16 protein-coding genes are annotated in these 21,142 nt (G+C 69.9%); 7 read left to right on the plus strand and 9 right to left on the minus strand.

The window, feature by feature from the left end:
• Positions 1 to 24: 24 nt before the first annotated feature.
• Positions 25 to 1,407, minus strand: coding sequence for an ABC transporter substrate-binding protein (locus F4560_RS16470; RefSeq protein WP_184920997.1), 1,383 nt, complete (start codon positions 1,405 to 1,407; stop codon positions 25 to 27).
• A 32-nt stretch (positions 1,408 to 1,439) separates the two neighbouring features.
• On the minus strand, positions 1,440 to 3,059 hold the full coding sequence (locus F4560_RS16475) for a glycoside hydrolase family 13 protein (protein WP_184920999.1): 1,620 nt from the start codon (positions 3,057 to 3,059) through the stop codon (positions 1,440 to 1,442).
• 172 nt (positions 3,060 to 3,231) lie between these two features.
• On the opposite strand from F4560_RS16475, the gene F4560_RS16480 reads away from it, so the two are divergent.
• A complete protein-coding gene (locus F4560_RS16480) occupies positions 3,232 to 4,269 on the plus strand; it encodes a LacI family DNA-binding transcriptional regulator (RefSeq protein ID WP_184921001.1) in 1,038 nt (345 codons plus the stop codon).
• A gap of 24 nt (positions 4,270 to 4,293) precedes the next feature.
• Here the strand turns inward: F4560_RS16480 and F4560_RS16485 are convergent, their stop codons facing one another.
• Both F4560_RS16485 and F4560_RS16490 read right to left on the minus strand, forming a co-directional pair.
• Complete coding sequence (locus F4560_RS16485) at positions 4,294 to 5,133, minus strand: nucleotidyltransferase domain-containing protein (RefSeq protein WP_184921003.1); 840 nt, start codon at positions 5,131 to 5,133, stop codon at positions 4,294 to 4,296.
• A gap of 138 nt (positions 5,134 to 5,271) precedes the next feature.
• Entirely contained in the window at positions 5,272 to 5,748 is a 477-nt protein-coding gene (locus F4560_RS16490; RefSeq protein ID WP_184921005.1) for a hypothetical protein, read from the minus strand.
• Between the two features lie 95 nt (positions 5,749 to 5,843).
• Between F4560_RS16490 and F4560_RS16495 the strand changes: the two genes are divergently transcribed.
• Positions 5,844 to 6,401, plus strand: coding sequence for a TetR/AcrR family transcriptional regulator (locus F4560_RS16495; protein WP_184921007.1), 558 nt, complete (start codon positions 5,844 to 5,846; stop codon positions 6,399 to 6,401).
• A gap of 277 nt (positions 6,402 to 6,678) precedes the next feature.
• On the opposite strand, the gene F4560_RS16500 is transcribed toward F4560_RS16495, so the two are convergent.
• The 4 genes from F4560_RS16500 to F4560_RS16515 form a co-directional block, all read right to left on the minus strand.
• Positions 6,679 to 8,070, minus strand: a complete 1,392-nt coding sequence (locus F4560_RS16500) for a hypothetical protein (RefSeq protein WP_184921009.1) — start codon at positions 8,068 to 8,070, stop codon at positions 6,679 to 6,681.
• Positions 8,071 to 8,258: 188 nt separating this feature from the next.
• Positions 8,259 to 8,687: an SCP2 sterol-binding domain-containing protein gene (locus F4560_RS16505; protein ID WP_184921011.1), complete on the minus strand. Its 429-nt coding sequence runs from the start codon at positions 8,685 to 8,687 to the stop codon at positions 8,259 to 8,261.
• A gap of 8 nt (positions 8,688 to 8,695) precedes the next feature.
• Entirely contained in the window at positions 8,696 to 9,514 is an 819-nt protein-coding gene (locus tag F4560_RS16510; protein ID WP_184921013.1) for an alpha/beta fold hydrolase, read from the minus strand.
• Positions 9,511 to 9,708, minus strand: coding sequence for a hypothetical protein (locus tag F4560_RS16515; protein WP_184921015.1), 198 nt, complete (start codon positions 9,706 to 9,708; stop codon positions 9,511 to 9,513). The genes F4560_RS16510 and F4560_RS16515 overlap by 4 nt, the downstream gene beginning before the upstream one ends.
• 465 nt (positions 9,709 to 10,173) lie before the next feature.
• On the opposite strand from F4560_RS16515, the gene F4560_RS16520 reads away from it, so the two are divergent.
• From F4560_RS16520 to F4560_RS16535, 4 genes are read left to right on the plus strand one after another with little or no spacing between them, the layout of a single operon-like run.
• Positions 10,174 to 10,575 carry a helix-turn-helix domain-containing protein gene (locus F4560_RS16520; protein WP_184921017.1) on the plus strand — a complete coding sequence of 134 codons (402 nt, stop codon included), beginning with the start codon at positions 10,174 to 10,176 and terminating at the stop codon, positions 10,573 to 10,575.
• A complete protein-coding gene (locus F4560_RS16525) occupies positions 10,572 to 11,390 on the plus strand; it encodes an alpha/beta fold hydrolase (RefSeq protein WP_184921019.1) in 819 nt (272 codons plus the stop codon). The genes F4560_RS16520 and F4560_RS16525 overlap by 4 nt, the downstream gene beginning before the upstream one ends.
• Before the next feature lie 4 nt (positions 11,391 to 11,394).
• Positions 11,395 to 11,940, plus strand: coding sequence for a hypothetical protein (locus F4560_RS16530; RefSeq protein ID WP_184921021.1), 546 nt, complete (start codon positions 11,395 to 11,397; stop codon positions 11,938 to 11,940).
• Positions 11,931 to 13,046, plus strand: coding sequence for an MAB_1171c family putative transporter (locus F4560_RS16535; protein ID WP_312869321.1), 1,116 nt, complete (start codon positions 11,931 to 11,933; stop codon positions 13,044 to 13,046). Before F4560_RS16530 ends, F4560_RS16535 begins: the two co-directional genes overlap by 10 nt.
• Before the next feature lie 27 nt (positions 13,047 to 13,073).
• Here the strand turns inward: F4560_RS16535 and F4560_RS16540 are convergent, their stop codons facing one another.
• Positions 13,074 to 20,462 carry a non-ribosomal peptide synthetase gene (locus tag F4560_RS16540; protein ID WP_184921023.1) on the minus strand — a complete coding sequence of 2,463 codons (7,389 nt, stop codon included), beginning with the start codon at positions 20,460 to 20,462 and terminating at the stop codon, positions 13,074 to 13,076.
• A gap of 125 nt (positions 20,463 to 20,587) precedes the next feature.
• Here F4560_RS16540 and F4560_RS16545 point away from each other — a divergent pair, with 125 nt between their 5' ends.
• Positions 20,588 to 21,133, plus strand: coding sequence for a hypothetical protein (locus tag F4560_RS16545; RefSeq protein WP_184921025.1), 546 nt, complete (start codon positions 20,588 to 20,590; stop codon positions 21,131 to 21,133).
• Positions 21,134 to 21,142 lie beyond the last annotated feature (9 nt).

Below are 21,142 nucleotides of genomic sequence, written 5' to 3' on the forward strand. Positions count from 1 at the left end.
CGGGAGTGGGATCGGACGGCCACGTCAGCCCCGGCCGATCTGGGCCTGCACCTCGGCGTCGGCCTTGGCCAGCAGGGCGGGCACGTCCGCGGCCTGGTCGGTGAGCAGCGTCTGCACCGTCTGGTCCAGGATCTTGTAGACGTCCTGGGTGGACCGGGTCGGCTCGGTGACCAGCGGCTGGTCGAACATCTTCGACGTGTACGGCGTCATCTGGTCCAACGGCACGTTGACGTACTGCCTGGTCCACTCCTGCTGCTTGTCGTAGGTCGCGCGGTCCACCACGGGCAGCGCCGGCACGCCGACGGGCTGGTTGGTCTCGGCCAGCGTCTTGGCGTCGGCGACGGCCGCCTCTTGGTCGGTCAGCTTGCCCATGTAGTAGAAGTCGATCCACTTCACGGCGGCTTCCTTGCTGCGTTCGCCGATCTTCGGGCTCACCACGGCCAGCGTGCCGCCGCCGAGCACGCCCGCGTCCGGCTTGTCCGCCAGAGGCAGGGCGGCGACGCCGTAGTCCTCGGCCTTGAGGCCGTTCTGGGTGACGAGGTTGCCGTAGTTGCCGCCGCCGGAGACGTACATGCCGATGCGGCCGGCGGCGAAGTCCTGGTTGATTCCCGCCCAGTCGTAGAGGAAGTTCGCGCCCATGCTGTTGTCCTCCCAGCGCATGGCGCGCAGGGTGTCGAGCACCCCGGTCATCTCCGGGGTGTCCACGGTGGCCTCGGCCTGGTCGCCGGTGATCTTCTCGATGCGGCCGCCGAAGGCGTAGTCGAGCGTGGTGAGGATCCAGCCGCCGGTGTTGCCCGAGGTCATCTGGGCGTACCCGGTCTGGCCGGTGCGCTCGGTGATCTGCTTGGCCGCGGAGCGCACCTCGGCCCACGTCGTGGGCGGCTTGTCCGGGTCCAGTCCGGCCTGGGTGAACAGCGTGCGGTTGTAGTGCAGCGCCTGGCCGTAGGCGGCGATCGGCACCGCCCACTGCTTGCCGTCGGCGGCCTGGCCCGCCTTAGCCACGTTCGGGTTCAGCGAGGAGGCGTAGGGCAGTTTGGCGACCTGCTCGCTGACGTCGGCGATCTGCTTGCGCTCGATCAGGCCCCGGCCGTCGGTGAACGGCACGGTGAACACGTCGGGGATGGTGCCGCCGGCGAGCTGGGCGGTGAACGACGCGGCGGTCCAGGTGTACTCCCGGGTGCGGACGTCGACGTCGGTGTTCGCGGCCTCGAACTGCTCGGCGCGCTTGGTGAACGCGTCGATCGCGGCCTTCTCCAGGCCCGCGTCCATCGCGACGGTGATGACGACCTTGCCGTCGGCGCCCACCTGGTCGTCGGGATCGGAACCGCACGCGGTCAGGACCAAGGGCAGCACGATCGCCGCGGTCGTCAGTCTGGTCAGCAGTGGCCTTGCGGCGGAGGACTTCATCATCTTTCCTTCGGGTTGATCAGGCGGGTTGATCAGGCACGCAGCCAGGCGGCGGCGTCGGCGGGCAGGTGGTCACCGTCGAGGTCGACGCTGGTCAGCAGCACCTCGTGGTGGTCGGGCAGCGGCACCGGCGCGGTGCCGAGGTTGACGACGCACACGACGTCGTCGCGGGTGAAGGCCAGCACGTCCTCGGTGCTGTCCAACCAGGAGAAGCGCTCCCCGCACAGCCCGGGTTCGGACCGACGCAGGGCCAGGGTTGCCCGGTAGAGGGCCAGCATGGAACGCGGGTCCCGGTCCTGCGCCTCCACCGAGCGCTCGCCCCACCCGGCGGCCGGCTGCGGCAGCCAGGCAGGGGCGCCCGACCCGTCCGGGCTGAACCCGAACGAGTGACCTGAGCGGGTCCACGGCAACGGCACGCGGCACCCGTCGCGCCCGGGATCGGTGCGACCGGAGCGGAAGTGCATGGGATCCTGCAACGCCTCCAGCGGCAGGTCCTCCACCTCCGGCAGTCCCAGCTCGTCGCCCTGGTAGACGTACAGCGCGCCGGGCAGCGCCGCGGTCAGCAGCGCCGCCGCGCGGGCCCGTCGCTCCCCGAGTGCCAGGTCGGTCGGCGTGCCGAACCGCTTGGTGGCGAAGGAGAACGAGCTGTCCTCACGGCCGTACCGGGTCACCGGGCGGGTGACGTCGTGGTTGGACAGCACCCACGTGGGCGGCGCGCCGACCGGGGCGTGAGCGTCCAAGGTGGACTGGATCGACTCGCGCAGCTCCTTGGCCTCCCACGGGCGGCCCATGAAGTCGAAGTTGAACGCCGAGTGCATCTCGTCCGCACGCAGGTAGCGGGCGAAACGCTGCTGGTCGTCCAGCCAGATCTCCCCCACCAGCACGCGCGGCTCGGAGTAGGAGTCGGCCACCCCGCGCCAGCCGCGGTAGATGTCGTGCAGCTCGTCGCGGTCGATGAACGGGTGCCCGCCCGCCTCGTAGGTCTGCGGCACCTCGGGCAGCGCCGGGTCCTTGACCGGCATCGACGCCGAGTCGACCCGGATGCCCGCCACGCCCCGGTCGAACCAGAACCGCAGCACGTCCTCGTGCTCGCGCCGCACGTCCGGGTGGTTCCAGTTCAGGTCCGGCTGTTCGGGTGCGAACAGGTGCAGGTACCACTGGCCGTCCGGCACCCGCGTCCAGGTGCCGCCCGCGAAGCTCGACACCCAGTCCGTCGGCGGCAGCTCGCCGTGCTCGCCCCGGCCTTCGCGGAACCAGAAACGCTCCCGTTCCGGCGAACCGGGCCCGGCCGCCAGCGCCGCCTTGAACCACTCGTGCTCGCTGGAGACGTGGTTCGGAACGACGTCGACGATCGTGCGGATGCCCATCCGGGCGGCGTCCGCGATCAGCTCCTCGGCGTCGGCCAGCGTGCCGAACGCCGGGTCGATGGCCCGGTAGTCGGCCACGTCGTAGCCGCCGTCGGCCAGCGGCGAGGCGTACCACGGGGTGAACCAGATCGCGTCCACGCCCAGGTCGCGCAGGTGGGGCAGCCTGTCTCGGACGCCGTTGAGGTCGCCGGTGCCGTCGCCGTTCGAGTCGGCGAAGCTGCGCGGGTAGATCTGGTAGATCACCGCGCCGCGCCACCACGGCCGGTCTGCCACTGGGCTGTCCATCGTCATCTCTCTCCCCCTCATGCTGCGTGCAACGCACCACAAATGAACCGAACGTTGCCGGTCAGATGCGGTTTAGCGCTATACTAGGTGGTGTGGGACACTAACCTCGCCGCAGCACAGGTGTCAACGACGAGTCCGGTGTCCTGCGAAGGCGAGAGGAGAGATCGGGCCGGTGCGGGTGACCCTGAAGGACATCGCCAGGGCGGCGGGCGTGAGCATCATGACGGTGTCGAACGTGATCAACGGCAAGCACGATCGCGTGTCGGCCGAGACGGTCGAGCGGGTGCGCCGGATCGTCGCCGAGCTCGGCTACGTGCCCAACGGTTCCGCACGCAGCCTGGCCGCCAACAGTTCCCGCCTCATCGGGCTGCTGGTGCCCGCCGAGAGCGAGGTCAGCCTCACCATCTCCCCGCACAACATCGCCATCGTCGGCCAGATCGAGCGCCGGCTCCGCCAGCGCGGCTACCACCTCCTGCTGCGCGGAGTCTCCGACACCGCCGAGATCGGCGAGGCGCTGCGGTCGTGGAGCCTGGACGGGGCCGTGCTGCTCGGCTTCCTCGACGAGGAGATCGACCGCCTGCGCCGCCGCGTCACCGGAGCGACACCGGTGCTGGCCATCGACAGCTACTCCGACAACCCGTTGACCACCGGGGTGCGCACCGACGACTTCACCGGCGCCCACCTGGCCACCTCACACCTGCTGTCCTCGGGGCATCGGCGGATCGTGTTCGCCGCGCCGTCGTTCACCGATGTCGGCGTCGTCCACGAACGCTTCCTCGGCTTCCACGCGGCACTGCGGGACGCCGGGGTGTCCCCGCAGGACTGTCCGACGGAGACCGCCAACACCACGCACGACGACGGTGTCGAACTGGGCAGGCGCCTGCTCGCCAGCCACCCCCGGGCGACCGCGGTGTTCGCCACCGCGGACATCCTCGCGATCGGCATCATCGAAGGCTTGCACGACATCGGCGTTCCCGTGCCGGAGCGGGTCTCGGTCGTCGGGTTCGACGACCTGGACATCAGCGCCTACATCACACCCAAGCTCACCACCGTCGCGCAGGACATCGTCGGCAAGGCGACCCACGCCGTCGACCGCCTCCTCGACCTCGCCGAAGGCGGGAACCACCACACCGAACCGCTGGTCCTCGACGTCCGACTCGTCGTGCGCAACTCCACCGCCGTCCCGCAACCGACAGCCACCGACAACTGAGCGTGCAGCTGCACCCCGCGGGCGTCACCCCATCCCGGCACGGCCCTGATGGAGGGTGCGGTGCTCGAGTGCGGCGTCGAGTTCGGCGAACAGCGAGGTCGGGGCACTCCGCCCGTAGCGGGTGGCGATCGCGGACCACAGACGGCGGCCCAGTTCCAAGGCGGCACGCAGCGCGCCGGTCAACTCCTGCGGCGACGCAGCAGAAGTCGCCGCCCTCAGCCCGGCCACGGTGTCCGCGGACAACTCAAGCTCGGCACCTCGTGACGGCGTCAACCAATGCGCGGTGGACTCCTCGGCAAGGCGCGCCATCCACAGCAGATGGCGCTGGGCATGCCCGAGGGCGTCCCAAGCACGCAGGTCCTCACCTCGCGCCGCCAGGTGATGCGCCAACACCAGCCAGTTGGCGAAAGGGTCGCAGTACTTCGCGATGACCTCGGGACCGTCGGCCGGCGGCACGTACCGCTCGGGCAGGCCGCGCAGCACCGGAGCCAACGCACCACTGCGATCCACCACCAGCATCCGCTCGACAGCGGCCCCCCGCGCCGGCCACTCCGTGACGCCGGCGATGTCGTCCACGGTCGCGAAATGAAACTCGCCACGCACAAGACCGGGGAAGAACGCCACATAGGAGCCGAACTCGTTGAGCAAGCCGTAGCTGATCGGGGCGATGTCGGCGCACCACGACCGCGGATCGATCCCGGCGCGCCTCCGCGTGGTGAAGAACAGCCAGAACTCGATGTCACTGTGCTCATCCGCCTCACCCGCGGCGAACGAGCCGTACATCAACGCGGCGTCCAACCCGTCGTCGGCCAAGCACACATCGCGCACACGCCCGATCAGCTCTTCCTGGAACAGCACACGCACACCAAAGCACCGACGCCCGGGACAGGCAACGCGATAACCCCGTTGCCGCGCCCAGGGCGAGGGCGAAGAACATCAGGTGTCCCAGCGGCTGCAGCATGATCTACCAGCCCGTGCAGCCCGCCGAGTGGTCGCTGGGGGTCACGATGCTGCGTGGGTGATCGCGTACGCGTCGCGCAGCAGGCCGGGCGCTTGACGCCGGTGTGTGCCGGACAGGGCGTCCCAGACCCGCTTGGCGACCGGCCGGTGGTAGCGGAGGGCGGTGGCGAGCGCGACGTGGCCGCCTTCGACGTGGACCAGCATGTGCCCGGTGCACATCCAGCCCTGGGCTGTGAGCCTGATCCGGTTGTCGCCCCGGTCCGCGACCGCCCACCCGGCCACGCGCGTCGGTGAGGACTTCAGGCGCAGGCCGAGCAGCACCCGCCAGATGAACTGCCCGCCCAGGCCCGCCATGTCCTCGAACGCCGCGCGCGCCCACTGCTCGGGAGTGCCGGTCTCGCTGCCGGTGAGGGTGAAGACGTCGATGTAGTCGGTGTCGGTGGGCATGAGCGCCCGGATCGCTTCGGGCGCCTCGTGCTGCTGGACGACGACCGGTTGGGTGCTCGGTTGATTCACCACGGTGTGATCCCCCTGCTGCTATACGGTTGCGTATAACAGCAGGCTACGCGTTCTATACGGTGGCGTATAGAACCGTGGGCCGTGACAGGAGGCACATGGGCACCGCGCGCACGCCGAAGGACAGGTGGATCGAGGAGGGGCTGAGGGCACTGGCCGAGGGCGGTCCGGACGCGGTGCGGATCGAGGCGCTCGCCAAAGCGCTGGGCGTGACCAAGGGCGGGTTCTACGGGTACTTCACCGACCGCAACGCCCTGCTGGAGGCCGTGCTGGACACCTGGGAACGCCGCAGCACCGACGACGTGCTGGACCGCGTCGAACACGACGGCGGGGACGCCCACGCGAAGATCCAGCGCGCCGGCGCCCTCACCCTGTCGCCCGACCTGCTGCCCGCCGACCTGGCGATCCGCGACTGGGCACGCCGGGACGAGGCCGTCGCCGAACGCCTGCGCCGCGTGGACAACCGGCGCATGGACCTGCTGCGCGAGATGATCGGCACGTTCTGCGCCGACCCGGACGAGGTCGAGGCCCGCAGCCTGCTGGCGTTCTGCCTGCGGATAGGCGAGCACTTCCTGGCAGCCGACCACGGCAACCGCTCCCGCGCGGAAGTCCGGGCCCTCGCCGCCGACCTCGTCCTGAAGCGCCGACCGACCTGACCTTCTTCGCGGAACTGCTGAAGACTGCCCGCGAGAAGGCCTGACGCAGCAGGGCGGCGTCGGAGAACGGCTCCACGTCAGCCCGCGGGCGCAGAGCAGGGCCACCCGCACCCGCACGTGGTCACGGCGGTGTCGGTGAATGGGCGGGTGATGGGAACGGGCGCACGAGCCGTCGACGGAAACACCCGCCGCGGTCAGGTTGATCCGAACGGGCCGATGATCGCGACATCTTGCTTCACGTCTTCTTTCCGGACGTCTACCCCTTGGGCTTCCTCGTCTAGTCGAGAGGAGCCTGCCCGTCGCCCATCTTCCTCAGCCCCATGACCGCACCGTTGGCGTCCATGAAGATCACCCCGCCCCATTCCGCCAGGATTTCTTCCCGGCGTTCCTGCCACTGGGCGCTGACGTCGGGCAGCATGTGGTGGCAGCCCTTGATGTCGGGCTCGCCGTTGAGGAGATCGTGGAGAACACGGGGAATTCCCGAGAAGACCTCCATGCGCTGCGACTGCAACCGAAACACGTGGTCGGTGCCGACCAAGCGCATGCCGGCCAGTTCGACCCCGGTGTCGAAGTCGACGTGGCTGGGCCCGGTCTCGTGTTCGCCCCCTAGCCTGGCCCGTTGGCGCGGGGTCAGCAGACGCCCGGCGGTGTCCCGGTCCCCGGCGAACGCCAACAACCCGGCGCTCGCCGTCCGGGCAAGCACCCGAGCGAACCACTCCGACCGTTCGGGAGCGATGTAGAACCCCGGGCGACGGTCGTGCTCCGCTTCCTCGTCACGTACGGGGATTCCGGGGAACTCGTGGTACTGGTCGACAGGCCCGTTGAGACCGGACTCGTGGTCATCTCCATCGTCCGACAGGGCGAGCGTGCCATCACCGGGCGGGTCGAGGATCCTCATCTGAATGCCGCCGCTGTCGTCCAGCGAGGTGGACATCATCAGCCCGGGCGGCGTCACGTCACCCTGATGCGGGTCCCCGATCACCACGGCGTTCACTTGCGCGGCCGCCTTCGCGAGCTGTTTGTGCTGGGCGTCGGCTGCCCCGTGGGAGCCCTTGCACTCCACAGTGATGACCCGTGGTGCCGCGCCGTCCCGGAAGCCGAACAGGAAGTAGTCGGGCCGAAGCCTGGTGTTCGACTTCGTCTTCACCTCATTGCCGCGCAGCGCCCACCCCGCCTCCAGCGCGACGTCCGCGTCGACGATCTCGAACCGGTGGTCCGGGTGACGTCGCTGCGCGATCCTGAGCGCCGCGGCCAGCGCGAACGCAATGCCAAGATCCTCGGCCTGCACCGACCGCCGGTGGTACCGAGGGTCCTTGCCACTCTCCGAGAGCTCCATCCGACCGTGGGCGTTCCGCTGAAGCGACGTGATGTACTTCAGACAACCCCAGTGCTGCGCCAACGCTCGTGACGAACCGTGCCCGGACAACACCGTTGCCCGCCCAAGTAGATGCAGCAGCTCCCACGGCATGATCCTCATGTTCCTGCGGTGCTCGCGTTCAAGCACAGGAACCAGCTTGGGCTTGATCGGGTCGACTTCCTGGTCGTTGTCACGCCGCTCGGCGGCAAGCTTCGCAGCCTTGCGCTCGACCTTGCCCACCAGTTGATCGCTCGACTCGATGGCAACATCAGCCAACTCGAACAGCTTCTTGATCGCTTCATCGGCATCCATCGACAGCGCACCTCCCCGCGACACCAACTCAACGCATGAGGGAACGCGGTGTCAGCCATCTATCGAGTGGATCAGCGTTGAAACCGCGACCTTCACCCGACAGGATGCGCATCGGCGGCCGCGTCCGTCGACCGCGATGTGGATCTTGGTGCTCGGTCCGCCTCGTGAGCGTCGTCAGTCCGCGAAGGTCATTGGTGTCGCTGGTCGGGCAGCAGGTCGCGGCGGCCGTTGGCGACCAGGTACTCGCGGTACTCGGTGAAGGCGGGCTGGAAGACCGGGAGGAGGCCGATCAGTTTGAGCAGTGGTCCGGAGAACTTGACGCGGCGGGTGGCCAAGGCCTTGATCACGTTCAGTTCACCCAGCCAGAAACGGTGGCTGTCGTCGGCGGACATGGTCAGGTCGATGTCTGCTGTTGCCGCCGCCGCGGCGTCACCGACGCTGATCAGAGGGGAATCCTGGACGCAGTCCACGAACAGGGTCGCGTCCGGATCGGTGTTGTTCACCTTGAAGGACGATCGGATCGACAGGAGCTTCTGCCGCAGTTCTCCCTGGCTCACCTTCTCCAAGAAGGGCACGAAGTGGGCGTACAACTCATCGGCGGACGCGAAGACGGCCATGCTTCTCCTTAGTTCCAGTGGTTCCGGAGCGCGGTGACGAGTTCGTCGGCGCGGTCGTCCGGGAAGAACAGCCTGCCGCCGGGGACGGTGACCACGTCGGTGGCGCCGGGGATGAGGTCTTTCAGCCAGGACGCCCAGCGCAGCTTGAACAGCCGGTCGCCGGTGCCCCAGATGAGTGCTGTCGGGATCGTGCACTGGTGCAACGCGATGGTGGCGGCGGCGAGTTGCTTGGAATCCATTGAGGACAGAAGTCGGCGCATGAAGCGGGTGCCGTGGGCATTACCGAGGATTGGGTCTACGTATCGCTGGATGATCTCGGGTGGCGCCGGGTTCTGGTAGCCGATCCGGTAGGCCTGCCGCACCAGTTTCGGCGCGTGCGTCAAGGGGCGGAGCAGGCTGAGCAGGCCCAACCTCGCCAGCCACGCGGCCGGGGCGAACAGCGGCGGCGGGAAGTTGCCCTCCGTGTCGCAGTTCGTCAGGGCGAGCGAGGCGATCCGACCGGGTTCGGCGGTGTAGACGAGCTGGCAGACGGCGCCGCCGGTGTCGTTGCCGACCAGGTGCACGTCGGTGAGGTCGAGGGACGTGAGCACGGTCCGGACCGCGTGCGCCAAGCCGTGGACCGTGGCGTCGGCGACCGGGGGCGTCCGGCCGTGGCCGGGCAGGTCGATGGCGATGCACCGGCGGTGCTCGGCCAACTTCGTCATGCAGTGGCGCCACAGCAGCGCGTTGGTGAACACCCCGTGCACGAACACGGTGACCGGCCCCTCGCCGACATCGAGGTAACTGATCTCGCCCACTGAGCGCCGGTGCCGGTCCAGTTCCCTCACGCTAGTGCTCCCCTCACAACTGCGGCCGTGGCGTCGGGCGCGGTGATCAGCTCGTCTGCCTCGGTGCCGAGTGCGGCGATGGCGGGCACCTGCATGGCGCGAGTCGCCCCCGCCTGCCGCAACGCCCCGCCGAGCGGAACGGTCACGCCTTCCGTGCCTTCCAGGACGCCGTGGGCGCCGGCGAGAACGGCCACTGCGGCGTCACAGGCGTCCAGCGCCATGGCACCGAGGTCGCCGCCACCAAGGCCTTGGCCCGTCCCCAGGATCGGTCGTCACGCGATTGCAACGGACCATACACAGCGGGTAAGAAGCGATCAAAGACCAAATGACGTCGACGGCCGTGGACCGGTGCCTACGCGAGCGGTCTGACGAGCGGCATGGACCGGACAGTGGCCGTGGTCCGGTGGGTATGGCGGTGGGGCGGCGAGTTCAGGCCGCCGCCCCACCACACCCCCATCCCCCCAGAGCTCCCGACGGCAGGCGACTTGCTCCCCCTGCCCACCACCGGAAGGCACCGCTACCGGCCCGCTAGGCGTCCAGTAAACTCGACAGCGCGACCCGATCGTAGAGTCGCCTGACGAGGCCTGTCAACTATCCTCGTTGCCAGCGACGATGCTGTCCAACATACTTGACGTCAGTAACGGTGGGAGGGCGGACCCTTGTCTGATACCGACAGTGCGGGCGGCGCGGCGTTCGCCGAGAAGTTAAAACTGCTGTTCGACAGCGTCCGCCGACCCGACGGCAAGGCGTACGGCAAGGCCGAGGTCGCCGACGCGATGGGTGTGTCCCGGTCGTACGTGTACATGCTCCTGGCTGGCCAGTGCGAGCCCGGCTACTCTCTGGTCGTCAAGCTGGCGAGATTTTTCGAGGTGGACCTGGAGTACTTCGCGGACTCCCCGCGCGCCTTGGAGCTGACTCGGCAGTACGAACTGCTGGCGAAACTCGGTGAGCAGCAGGTCCACCGCCTGGCGACCCGGGCGAGCGAGCTGTCCCCCGAGCGCCTGCGAAGCGTGCTGGAGTTCATGGACTTCCAGGCCAGGCAAGGAGAACACGACACATGACGCACTCCCAGTCCGGGACGGTGCCCATCGCGGGCGGCTCGCTGTACTACGAGGTCCGCGGAACCGGCTGGAACGTCCTGGTGGTCCAAGGCGGGATCGGCGACGCCAACGCCACCGGACAGCTGGTCGACCAGCTCGTCGACGACGGCGCGCGCGTGATCACCTACGACCGACGCGGACTGGGCCGCTCCACCGTGGATGACACGGCCGCCACCACGATCGGGGTCCACGCCGCCGACGCCGCCGCGCTGCTACAGAGCGTCACGGAGGAACCGGCCGTCGTAGCGGGCGCCAGCATCGGCGCGGTGATCGCTCTCCAACTGGCCGTCGACCACCCGGAGCTGGTGGCCTCGGTGATCGCCCACGAACCGCCCTTGTCGGACGTAGTGCGCGAGCCCGACCGCGAACGCGAACTCGACCACGTCGCCGAACTCGCCAGCACCGACGCACGCGCGGCGATCCGCCACATGGTCTCCCTCGCGGGACAACAGCCCGAACTCGAACCGGGCGCCGCGCCTGCCCGCCCGACCGGTGACCTCAAAGCCGCGCTGACCCGGTTCTTCGCCCACGACTTCCCCGCGGTGCGCACCAGCGGCGTCAACGCCGACCGGCTCCGGCCCGTCGTCCCGAAGGTCCCCATCACCCTGACCGGCGGAACCGGCGGCAGCGAACGCTGGGAGTACCGCTGCGCCCGTGAGCTCGCCCGGGACCTCGACGTGCCGTTCGTGGACATCGACGGCGGCCACGAAGCCGCCGCGACCCACCCGCGCGGCACCGCCGCGGCGATCAGCCGCCTCGCCGGGGTCCAGGGGTGAGCGGGTGAGAGCAGACAAGGCCGGCTCCCGGCACTGGCGTGGCGAGGCTCACCTGCGCCGAGGCGTGAAGCAGTTGCTGCGCCAACTCGACATCGGCGCACCGCTGGACGTGCGTCTTCTGTGCGAGCGGCTGTCCGCGCACCGGAAAAGGCCGATCAAGCTCATCGCCTACCCGCTGCCGACCCCGGGCGCCTTCGGGCTGTGGATCGGCACGCACACCGAGGACTTCGTGCTCTACCAGCGCGACACGACCCCGGCGCACCAGGAGCACATCATCCTGCACGAACTCGGCCACATCATCAGCGGGCACGGCGGTGACGAGGACGACGACGACCTGTGGGCGCAGATCTTCCCCGACATCCCCACCGAGATCGTGCTGCGCGCGCTGCGTCGTGAGGGCTACAGTGCCGTCGCCGAACGGGAGGCGGAGATGGTGGCCACCGTGATCAAGGAGTGGGCCGTCCTGCTCGACGGTCTCGGCGCCGGTCGCCGCTCCGGTGGGGGCCGACTGGTCAGCGGCGCGTTCGACGACCATCAGGGGTGGCTGTAGCGGTGATCGTGCTCGGGATCATGTGGTGCGCGGCGGCGATCGCGGCGGTCTGGAAAGGGTCGCAGCTGGTCAGGCTGCCCCGGGATCGCGGCTTGCAGATCGTCACCACGTGCACGGTGCTGGTGCTCGTCGCGCTCACCGCCCAGCTGGTGGTCTCCATGGGGGGCACCCACTTCCCCCGGCAGGCGCCGGTGCTGGTCGAGTTCATCCTGCTCAACTTCTTCTTCGTGCTGCTGCTGGGTCTGCTGCGCACCACCGGGACTTGGTTCGACATCTCCCGCGGCCCTTTCTTCGTCGACCTCGGTCTTGCGGTCGCGGCCTCCACCGTGCTGGTCATCACCTTCGTGACCACCGAGCCGTCCAGCTCGGGCGCCAACTACGGGGACTACACCGAGGCGTCCGGGCCGGCCGGGGTGCTCGTGTTCCACCTGGTCGGCAACCTGTTCATGGCCTACGCCACCGCGCGCGGCGCCCAACTCGCGTGGACGGCGGCGCGGCCCGCCCTCGCCCACACCCGCATGGGGCTCCGGGTCGCCGGCGTCGGGTTGGCCATCGCGTGCCTCGGCGACCACGTCCCCCGGGTGATCGCCATGACCGGCCGCCTCACCATCGGCGACCCGGTCCTGCCCGCCACCGCGACCTGGACCTCTCCCCTGCTGGCGACCGGCGTGGCCCTGTTCTTCCTCGGCGTCGGCTACCCCGGTGTCCGCACCGCGATCGTCAAGGTCCGCCTGTGGGTGCAGGCCAAGCGCCGCTACCACGAACTCCGGCCGCTGTGGGCGCTCCTGTACCGGGAGTTCCCCACCATCGCCCTGTTCCCCGACCGCAGCCCGGGTCGCGACTGGCTCACCGTCCGTCGCATGCGCATGCGCTACTACCGGCGGGTCATCGAGTGCCGCGACGGGCTGGTCTGCCTCAGCCCTTACATGTCCACCCCGGTGCTGCCCACGAACACCCCCGCCGAGCAGGCCGCGCTGGTCCGCGCGGCCATCGAGCGCCGCGCCAGTGCCACCGACCCCGCCGTTCCCACCGTCATCGCCCCACCCCGGGAATCCGGCATGGAAAGCGACACCCAGGCGATCATCGCACTCGCCCGCGCGCTGTGAGCGGGTGACGCTCGCGCGTCGACCCGGTCACTGCAGTGTTTGCCACTCGGCCTCGAGGGAATCGATGTCCTCCTGGGACAGCGACACCAACGGCAGGTCTGACGGCGTGTACCCGCCCGCCTCGGGGTTCTCGGCGCGCCGGGCGATTCCCTCGAGTGCCCGCGACCACGCCTCGCCGAGGCGACGGACTTCCTCGTCGGAGAACAGGGCGGCCGGCCAGGTCCAGGTGGCGGTCAGCTGAGGTCCGCCGGCGTCGTCCCGGACGAGCACGTCGAGTTCGAGCGCGTGCGACAGCGGCGTGCCGGGGTGAGCCGGTGCGCCGAGGGGCGGTGCGCCGGCGAGCGGCGTCCAGTGCGGCTCGGCGCCCGCCGGGGAGCCGAACCGGCCGAGGTAGTTGACCAGGATCTGCGGCCTGTCCACAGCAGACAGCTGTGGTCCGGCGACCGGGTCGAGGTAGCGCAGCAACCCGAAGCCGAGGCCGTTGCGCGGCACCGATCGCAGCTGTTCCTTGAGCAGGCGCAGCACACCGTCGACGATCGGTCCCCCGGCTGCGAACTCGTCGAAGTCCACCTGTCCCGGGGTGAGCCGGACCGGGTACATCGTGGTGAACCAGCCGACGGTCCGGCTCACGTCGACACCCTCGGCGATGTCCTCGCGGCCGTGCCCCTCCAGGTCCACCAGCAGGTCAGGACGGTCCCGCCAGGTCCGCACGGCCACGGCCAGCGCGGTCAGCAGGATGTCGTCGACTCGCACGTGGTACGCCTTGGCCACCGTCGTCAGCAACGGCTCGGTGCGACCCGCCGGCAGGACATGGGTGTGGCTGCGAGCAGTGGCGGCGACGTCACGCGTGCGGTCCAACGGCTTGCCCGCCAACGGCGTCTCGCCTGGTCGCAACACGTCGAGCCAGTACGGCAACTCGGTCCGGCCCGCCTCGGCGGCGGTGCCGAGCAAGCTTGCCCACCGCCGCAGCGAAGTGCCCACTTCGGGCAGTTTCGGTACGCGGCCCGCCTGCACCGCTGCCACGGCGGCCCGCAGGTCCGGCAGCAGGATGCGCCAGGACACGCCGTCCACCACCAGGTGATGGGCCATGATCAGCAGCCGGCCGGGGCGGTCCGGGCCCGTGTCGAACCAGACGACCTGGACCATCACGCCGTCCTGCGCCGACAGCCGCTCACGGGCGGCGTCCGCGTGTCGGCTGATCGCCTCGTCCGTGGCCCGCTCGTCCAGTCCGCTGAGATCCGCACGACGCACGACGGCGTCCGCCTCGACCTTGCCGGCCGGGTCGACCGTGAGGGTGAACGGCAGGTCGAGCCGCGTCCGGAGCGCGTCGTGGTGGTCGAGCAGGGCCTGCACCGCGGCGGTGAGGTCGGCCAGGCGGACCGATGCGGGCACCGCGACGAGCACGGCCTGGTGAATGCCGTCGATCGGGCCACCGAGGTCGCGCCACCAACGCATGATCGGGGTCGGCTCGATCTCGCCGGTGGGCACGTCGCCGGCCGACTTGGCGGAGCTCGTGTTCTTGTTCCCCCGGCCGGCCGCGAGCCGTGCCAGCTGCTCGACGGTCTTGTGCACGAAGATGTCCTTGGGCATCAGGTCGAGACCGGCCTGCCTGGCCCTGGCGACGAGTTGGATGGACACGATGCTGTCGCCGCCCATCTCGAAGAAGCTGTCCGACAGGCCCACCTCGGCCACGCCGAGCAGGTCGCCGAACAGCTCGCGCAGCAAGGTCTCCTCCGGGCCGCCGGATGCCTCCGGCTCGGCTGCCCGCGCCTGCTCCGGTCGCGGCAACGCTTTGCGGTCGAGCTTTCCGCTGGGGGACAACGGAAGGGAGTCCAGCGACACGATCGCCGACGGCACCATGTAGTCCGGCAGGCGTTCGGCCACCCAGTCGTGAACCGCGGTCACGTCGTCCAGCGCGGGCACGACGTACCCCACGAGCCTGCGCACGCCCGGCTGGTCCTCACGCACGACCGCGATCGCCGAGACCACGCCCGGGGCACTCGCCAGCACGGACTCGACCTCACCCGGTTCGATCCGGAATCCGCGGAGTTTGATCTGCTCGTCGATCCGACCGAGGTACTCCAGGTCACCCGCGCTGTTGTGCCGCGCGAGGTCGCCGGTGCGGTAGAGCCGGCCGCCGGGCCCGCCGAACGGGTCGGCGACGAACCGACTCGCGGTGAGTCCCGGCCGGCGCAGGTATCCCCGCGCCAGCTGAGCGCCGCCGATGTAGAGTTCACCGGCCACACCGGGCGGCACCGGGCGCAGCGCCGAGTCCAGCACGTACAGCTGGGTGTTGAACGTCGGCCGTCCGACCGGCACAGCTCCGGCGGGTGTCGTGTGCCGGGGGTCGAGCCGGTACACCGCGCAGCCAACCGTCGCCTCGGTCGGTCCGTACTCGTTGATCACCGCGGCGTCCGGGTGCCGTCGACGCCACTCGGTCAACGACTCGCCCAGCAGCTGCTCGCCGCCGACGACGAGCTCGCGGGACGGCGAGACCGAGCCCTGCCCCAGGGTCAGCAACGGCAGGTGGGACGGGGTGACCTTGGCGAAGTCCGGCTCCGGGCCCGGCTCGTCGATCTCGGCGACGACGATCCGGCCGCCGCTGATCAGCGGGCCGTAAAGGGTGGTCACCGCCATGTCGAAGGACACCGGTCCATGCAGCAACGCGTGCCCGCCAAGGGATTCGTAGCTCTCCTTGGCGTAGTCGAGGTACTGGGCCAGCGAGCGGTGCTCGACGGCCACGCCCTTGGGGCGTCCGGTCGACCCGGACGTGTAGATCACGTAGGCGATGTCGGATTCGTGGCGGCGCGCGCCGGACGGGTTGTCCGCCGGGCATTGCGCGATCGCCTCGAGCACGTCCGGCTCGTCGACCACGAGCGCCCGCACATCCGCCGTGGGCAGACTGTCCGCAAAGGACTGATTGGTGAGCACGAGCACCGGGCGCGCATCGGTGAGCATGAACGTCACCCGCTCGCCCGGGTACTCCGGATCCACCGGCAGGTATCCGCCACCGGCCTTGAGCACCGCGAGAACCGCCACGACCAGGTCGGCAGACCGGGGCAGCGCGAGCGCCACCAGCCGTTCCGGCCCGACGCCCTCGGCGATCAGCAGGTGCGCCAGGCGGTTCGCCCGTTCGTTGAGCTCGCCGTAGCCGATCTCGACGCCGTCCGCCTCCACCGCGGGCGCGTCGGGCGTACGTGCGGCCTGCGCTTCGAACGCCTCGGTGACCAGCATGGCCGGTCGGGGCCGGGCGGTGTCGTTGAAGTCCTGCACCCAGCGCTTGCGCTCGCCGGGCTCCAGCACGTCGATCCGGTCGATCGGCTGGTCCGGCTCGACCAGCACGGCCTCCAGCACGCGCAGCAACCTGCGGACCATCGCTTCGGCGGTCGCCGGTTCGAACAGGTCCAGGCTGTACTCGAGCCGGCAGCGAATCCCCTGTTCCGGGTCTTCCTCGAAGCCGAACAGCAGGTCCACCTTGGCGCTGCGCGGATCGATCTGGTATGGCTCGGCGGCGAGGCCGGGCAGCGACACGGTCTCCGTGTCCGCCTGCTGAACGTCGAGCATCACCTGGAACAGCGGGTTGCGGCCGAGCGAGCGCTCCGGGTTGAGGGCTTCCACCAGCCGGTGGAACGGCACGTCCCGGTTGGCGTAGGCGCCGAGATCGGACTCGCGGATCCGGTCGAGCAGCTCACCGAAGCCCGGCGACCCCCCGGTGTCGGTCCGGAAGACCACCGTGTTGATGAAGCAGCCGATGACGTCGTCGAGCGCCTCCTCGGTGCGGCCGGTGACCGCCATGCCGAGGGGGATGTCCGTGCCCGCGCCGAGCCGGGTCAGCAACGTCGCCACCGCGCCACGCAGCACCATGAACGTGCTCGCCCGGTGGTCCAGGGCCAGCTGCGCGAGCGCTCGATGCATGCCGGGGGCGATCTCGAAGCGGACGGTGCCGCCCGTGTAGTCACGGGTGGCCTGCCGGGGGAAGTCCGTCGGAAGTGTCAGTTCGTCGGGGATCCCGGCGAGCGCGTCACGCCAGTGCGCCAGCTGACGGGCCAGCGGGCTGTCCGCGTCGCTCTCGTCACCGAGGACTTCCCGCTGCCACAGCGCGTAGTCCGCGTACTGCAACTCCAACGGTGGGAACGCGGGCGACTGGCCTTCGGTCCGTGCGGCGTAGGCAGTCGCGAAGTCGCGCGCGAGCGGCGCCAGCGACCAGCCGTCACCGGCGATGTGGTGCAGGATCAGCAACAACACGTGGTCGGTCGGCGAGACGCACAACAAGTGGCCCCGGATCGGCAACTCGGCGCTCAGGTCGAAACCGGTCGACGCCGCAGCGGTGATGGCCGCGTCAAGGCCGGGCTCGGCGACATCCACAGTGGACAGATCGGCACTGACATCGGCAGGCCGGCGGATCAGTTGGTACGGCGTGCCGTCGTCGTCGGGGAAGACGGTCCGCAGGCTCTCGTGGCGGCGGATCACGTCCGTCAGCGCCTCGGCCACCGCGTCCCGGTCCAGCCGACCGCGCAGCCGCAACGCGAGACCGGTGTTGTACATGCCGCTCGTGCCCTCGGTGCGGTTCATGAACCAGAGTCCGCCCTGCACCAGCGACAGCGGCATCCGGGCGGGCCGTTCCCTCGGGGCTAGACGCGGGAGGGCCGTGGTGGTCCGCGCGACCACCTCGGCCAGCGCGGCCACCGTCCGCCGTTCGAACACCGTCCGCAGCGAGATGTCCGCGCCGAACTCGGTCTTCATCCGGCCGGCCAGCCGGATCGCGGTCAGCGACTGACCGCCGAGCTCGAAGAAGTCGTCGTCCGGGCCGACCTCGGCGAGCCCGAGCACCTCCGCCACCAGCGCGCACAGCCGCGCTTCCCGCTCGCTGCTGGGCGCCCGTGACACCGCCATGTCGCCGGCCGGCTTCTGGGGCGCGGCGCGGTCGACGTCACCGATCGGGGTCAGCGCGGTGGTTTCCGGTAGCTGTTCAGTGATGACCGTGATCACGCCGTCCGGTCCGCACGTCGCCATGACGCCAGTCGCGTACATCCGCTGACCGGGCCGGCCATACGGGTCGGCGACCACAGTGAACGACGTGCGGACGGTGTCACGCAGGCAGGCGTCCGGGGCAAGAGGTTCGGTCAGGTACAGCTGTCCTGGCACTGCCGGTGGCACCGGACGCATGGCGGCGTCGAGGACGCAGGCTCCCTCACCCACGGACTCGGCGGTCCACGGCGGTGCGGCCGGCGTTGCGTCGAGTCGATCGCGAAGGTCTTCCGGCAGCGGGTCGTCGCCGAGGACGACCTGCCGGAGCACCCCGTCCTGCCCGGCCGCGAGCACTTGGGCCAGCAGAGGCGCGCCGATGTGTGCCACGGTGACGCGGTCGTCGGCGATCAACTCGGCCAGGTATGCCGGGTCCGACCGCAGGGCCGGTTCGGCGATCACCGAGGTGGCGCCGCAGGTCAGCGCCAGCATGGGTTCCCACGCCGAGGGCGCCCAGTCGCCGGGGACGTGGTACAGCACACGATCCCGTGCGTCGATCCGGTACCGCTGCGACAGCAGGTCCAGCCGTGCCAACGCGGTCGCGTGTGAGACGACCAGGGGCCGGCCCGCGTCATCCGGGCTGTGGTCGAGGTACGCCGGACTGGCGGGCGAAAGCGGGACGAGGCGGTCCGCGTCGGTGAGCGGCGACGGGTCGTAGTGGGCCCACGGCTCGGCCATGTCCACGATCCGGGTGGCAACCGGCAGGTCCGGCGCCGAGTCCGTTCCGGTGATGATCGCTATACCGGGCCCCGCGGCGGTCAGCAGGGCGGCGTTGCGTTCGGCGTCCCCGGCCGGATTCACCAGCAGGAAGGCCGCGCCGGCCCGCTGCACCGCCAGCAGGGCGCGCACCTGGTCGGGAGAGGCGGTTCCGACGACCGCCACGACGTCGCCCGGTCCGGCGCCTCGTTCGACAAGCAGCCTGGCGAGCCGATTCGCGTCGCTGTCGAGTTCGGCACGGCTGACCGTGGTCCCCCGCCACATGAGCGCGGGCACATCGGCGCTCGTGTCGATCACGACGTCCGCCAGGGTGCCCCGCCGGTGCTCACGGCGGACGGCGGCCCGTGCGGCGAGCTGTTCCCGCTCCCCCGGCGCGGCCACATCGAGCAGGGCGACGGGCCGGTCCGGGTCTGCCTGGCCGATGCCGCGCAGCAGCCCGATCAGCCGCGCGCGATGCCGCTCGAGGTCCGTGCCGGTGTAGAGATCCTGGTTGGCGTGCAGGTCCAGGCGGATGTCCGTGCCCGACCTGCCGTCCACGACCAGGGTCAGGTCCTCCTCGGCGCCCACGGAGAATCCGCGGACCTTGCCTGTCGCCTCGCCGAAGACCGGGTCCTCGCCGTACAGCAGCAGGTTGATCTCAGCGCCCCACAGCCGTTTGCGGTCACCGACCAGACGCAGCTCACGGTGCAGGTCCTCGGCCCGGTAGCGCTGGTGCCGCGACGCCCGCCGCACCTCGGTCGACACCTGCTCGAACAGCTCGGCCAGCGACATGTCCGGGCGAACCGCGAGCACCAGCGGCACGGCGTTGGACACCATGCCCGGTGTGTTGCGGCCGACCTGACCGGTACGGCCGGTCACGGCGAAGCCGAGCACGATGTCCTCGTGGCCGGTCATCAGGTGCAGGTAGGCGGCGATACCGGCGATCGTCACGATCGGCCAGGCCACACCGACTTCGCGGCCGGTGCACCGCAGCCCTTCGGTGTCCGTGGCGGACAGAGTGCCGTCATGGTGAATGTGGCCAGTGGGCACACGAGTGGGCGTGCCCCCGAGCCGCGCGGGCTCGGCCAGACCCGCGCAGTGCTCCAGCCAGTAGGACCGGTCCTGGGTGAAGTCGGTCGACTCGCGGTAGGCGACATCCGCGGCGACGAGCTCGGCCAGCGGGCGGAACGGGCTGGGCGGGCATGGCCGTTCCGCGACCAGCGCGCTGTAGATCTCGGCGACGCGTGCCGTGAACCGGGCAGAGCTGTAGCCGTCCGCGATGGCGTGGTGCAGCTTGATGAACCACCTGTGCTCGTCGTCGGCCAGCCGTAGCAGCGCGAACATGAACAGCGGCCCCGTGGTCAGATCCACCGGCTCACTCACCGCGTCGGCCATCCAGCGCTCAGCCGCGTCAGCCGGATCGGCCGCGCGACTGACGTCCATGTGGTGGATCGGGCACTTCACCACCGGCTCGACGACTTGGCGGGCGGTGTCACCACCGGCCACGAACCGCACCCGCAACGCGTCCACCTCGTCGACCAGGCGCTGGAGTGCCTCGTCGAACAAGGCGGGCGCGAACCGACCGCGGATCTCCACGCACTCCGCGATGCTGTACATCGGGTTGCTGGAGTCCAGCTGCTGTGCCAGCCACATGCCAACCTGGCCGGCCGTCAACGGAAGCGGAGATTCGTGCATGCCAGACATCGCACCATTCTCGGTAGGATTACGGTGGCGAAACTACGTCCCTGACCAGTCAAACAACGCGATGACAACGACGGCAATGGCACATCGAGAAGCTTGAAATCCCCCGGCGGACCGGCGTGCGGGCCTGGACACTGGGCGCCATGCGGCCGGCGAGCAGACTTGACCTGTTCATCCCCAAGTGGGACATGCGTGAGGTCCACAGGTTGCGGGTCGACGCACCCCGCGACCGGGTGATGGCCGCTGTCTCGGAGGTCACCTGGGGCGAAGCCCGGGTGGCGAGGTTGCTACCGCTGCTGATCCGCAACCGGTTGCCGGGTGGTGAGCCGATCATCGACACGTTCGGCGGCCTGGCGGGCGCGCTCGACAAGCAGGCGGATGAGTTCGTGTTCGGCGCCATCGATCCGTTGACGGACGACGCTCCCACCGTCAAAGGGTTGACCGCCGTCGACTACCGGTCGTTCGCCGAGCCCGGACACGCGAAGATCGCCTTCAACTTCCGGTATGACCGTGGGGTGCTGTCCACCGAGACCCGGATCGCGGTCACCGATGGGCGGTCCCGGCTCAAGTTCCGGGTCTACTGGGCACTCATCCGGTTTGGCAGTGGGTTGACCCGGCTGTCCATGTTGTACGCGATCAGGCGGCGGGTTCTTCGCGGTGGGTGAGCTCTGACC

This window comes from Saccharothrix ecbatanensis, assembly GCF_014205015.1.
Lineage (GTDB): Bacteria > Actinomycetota > Actinomycetes > Mycobacteriales > Pseudonocardiaceae > Actinosynnema > Actinosynnema ecbatanense.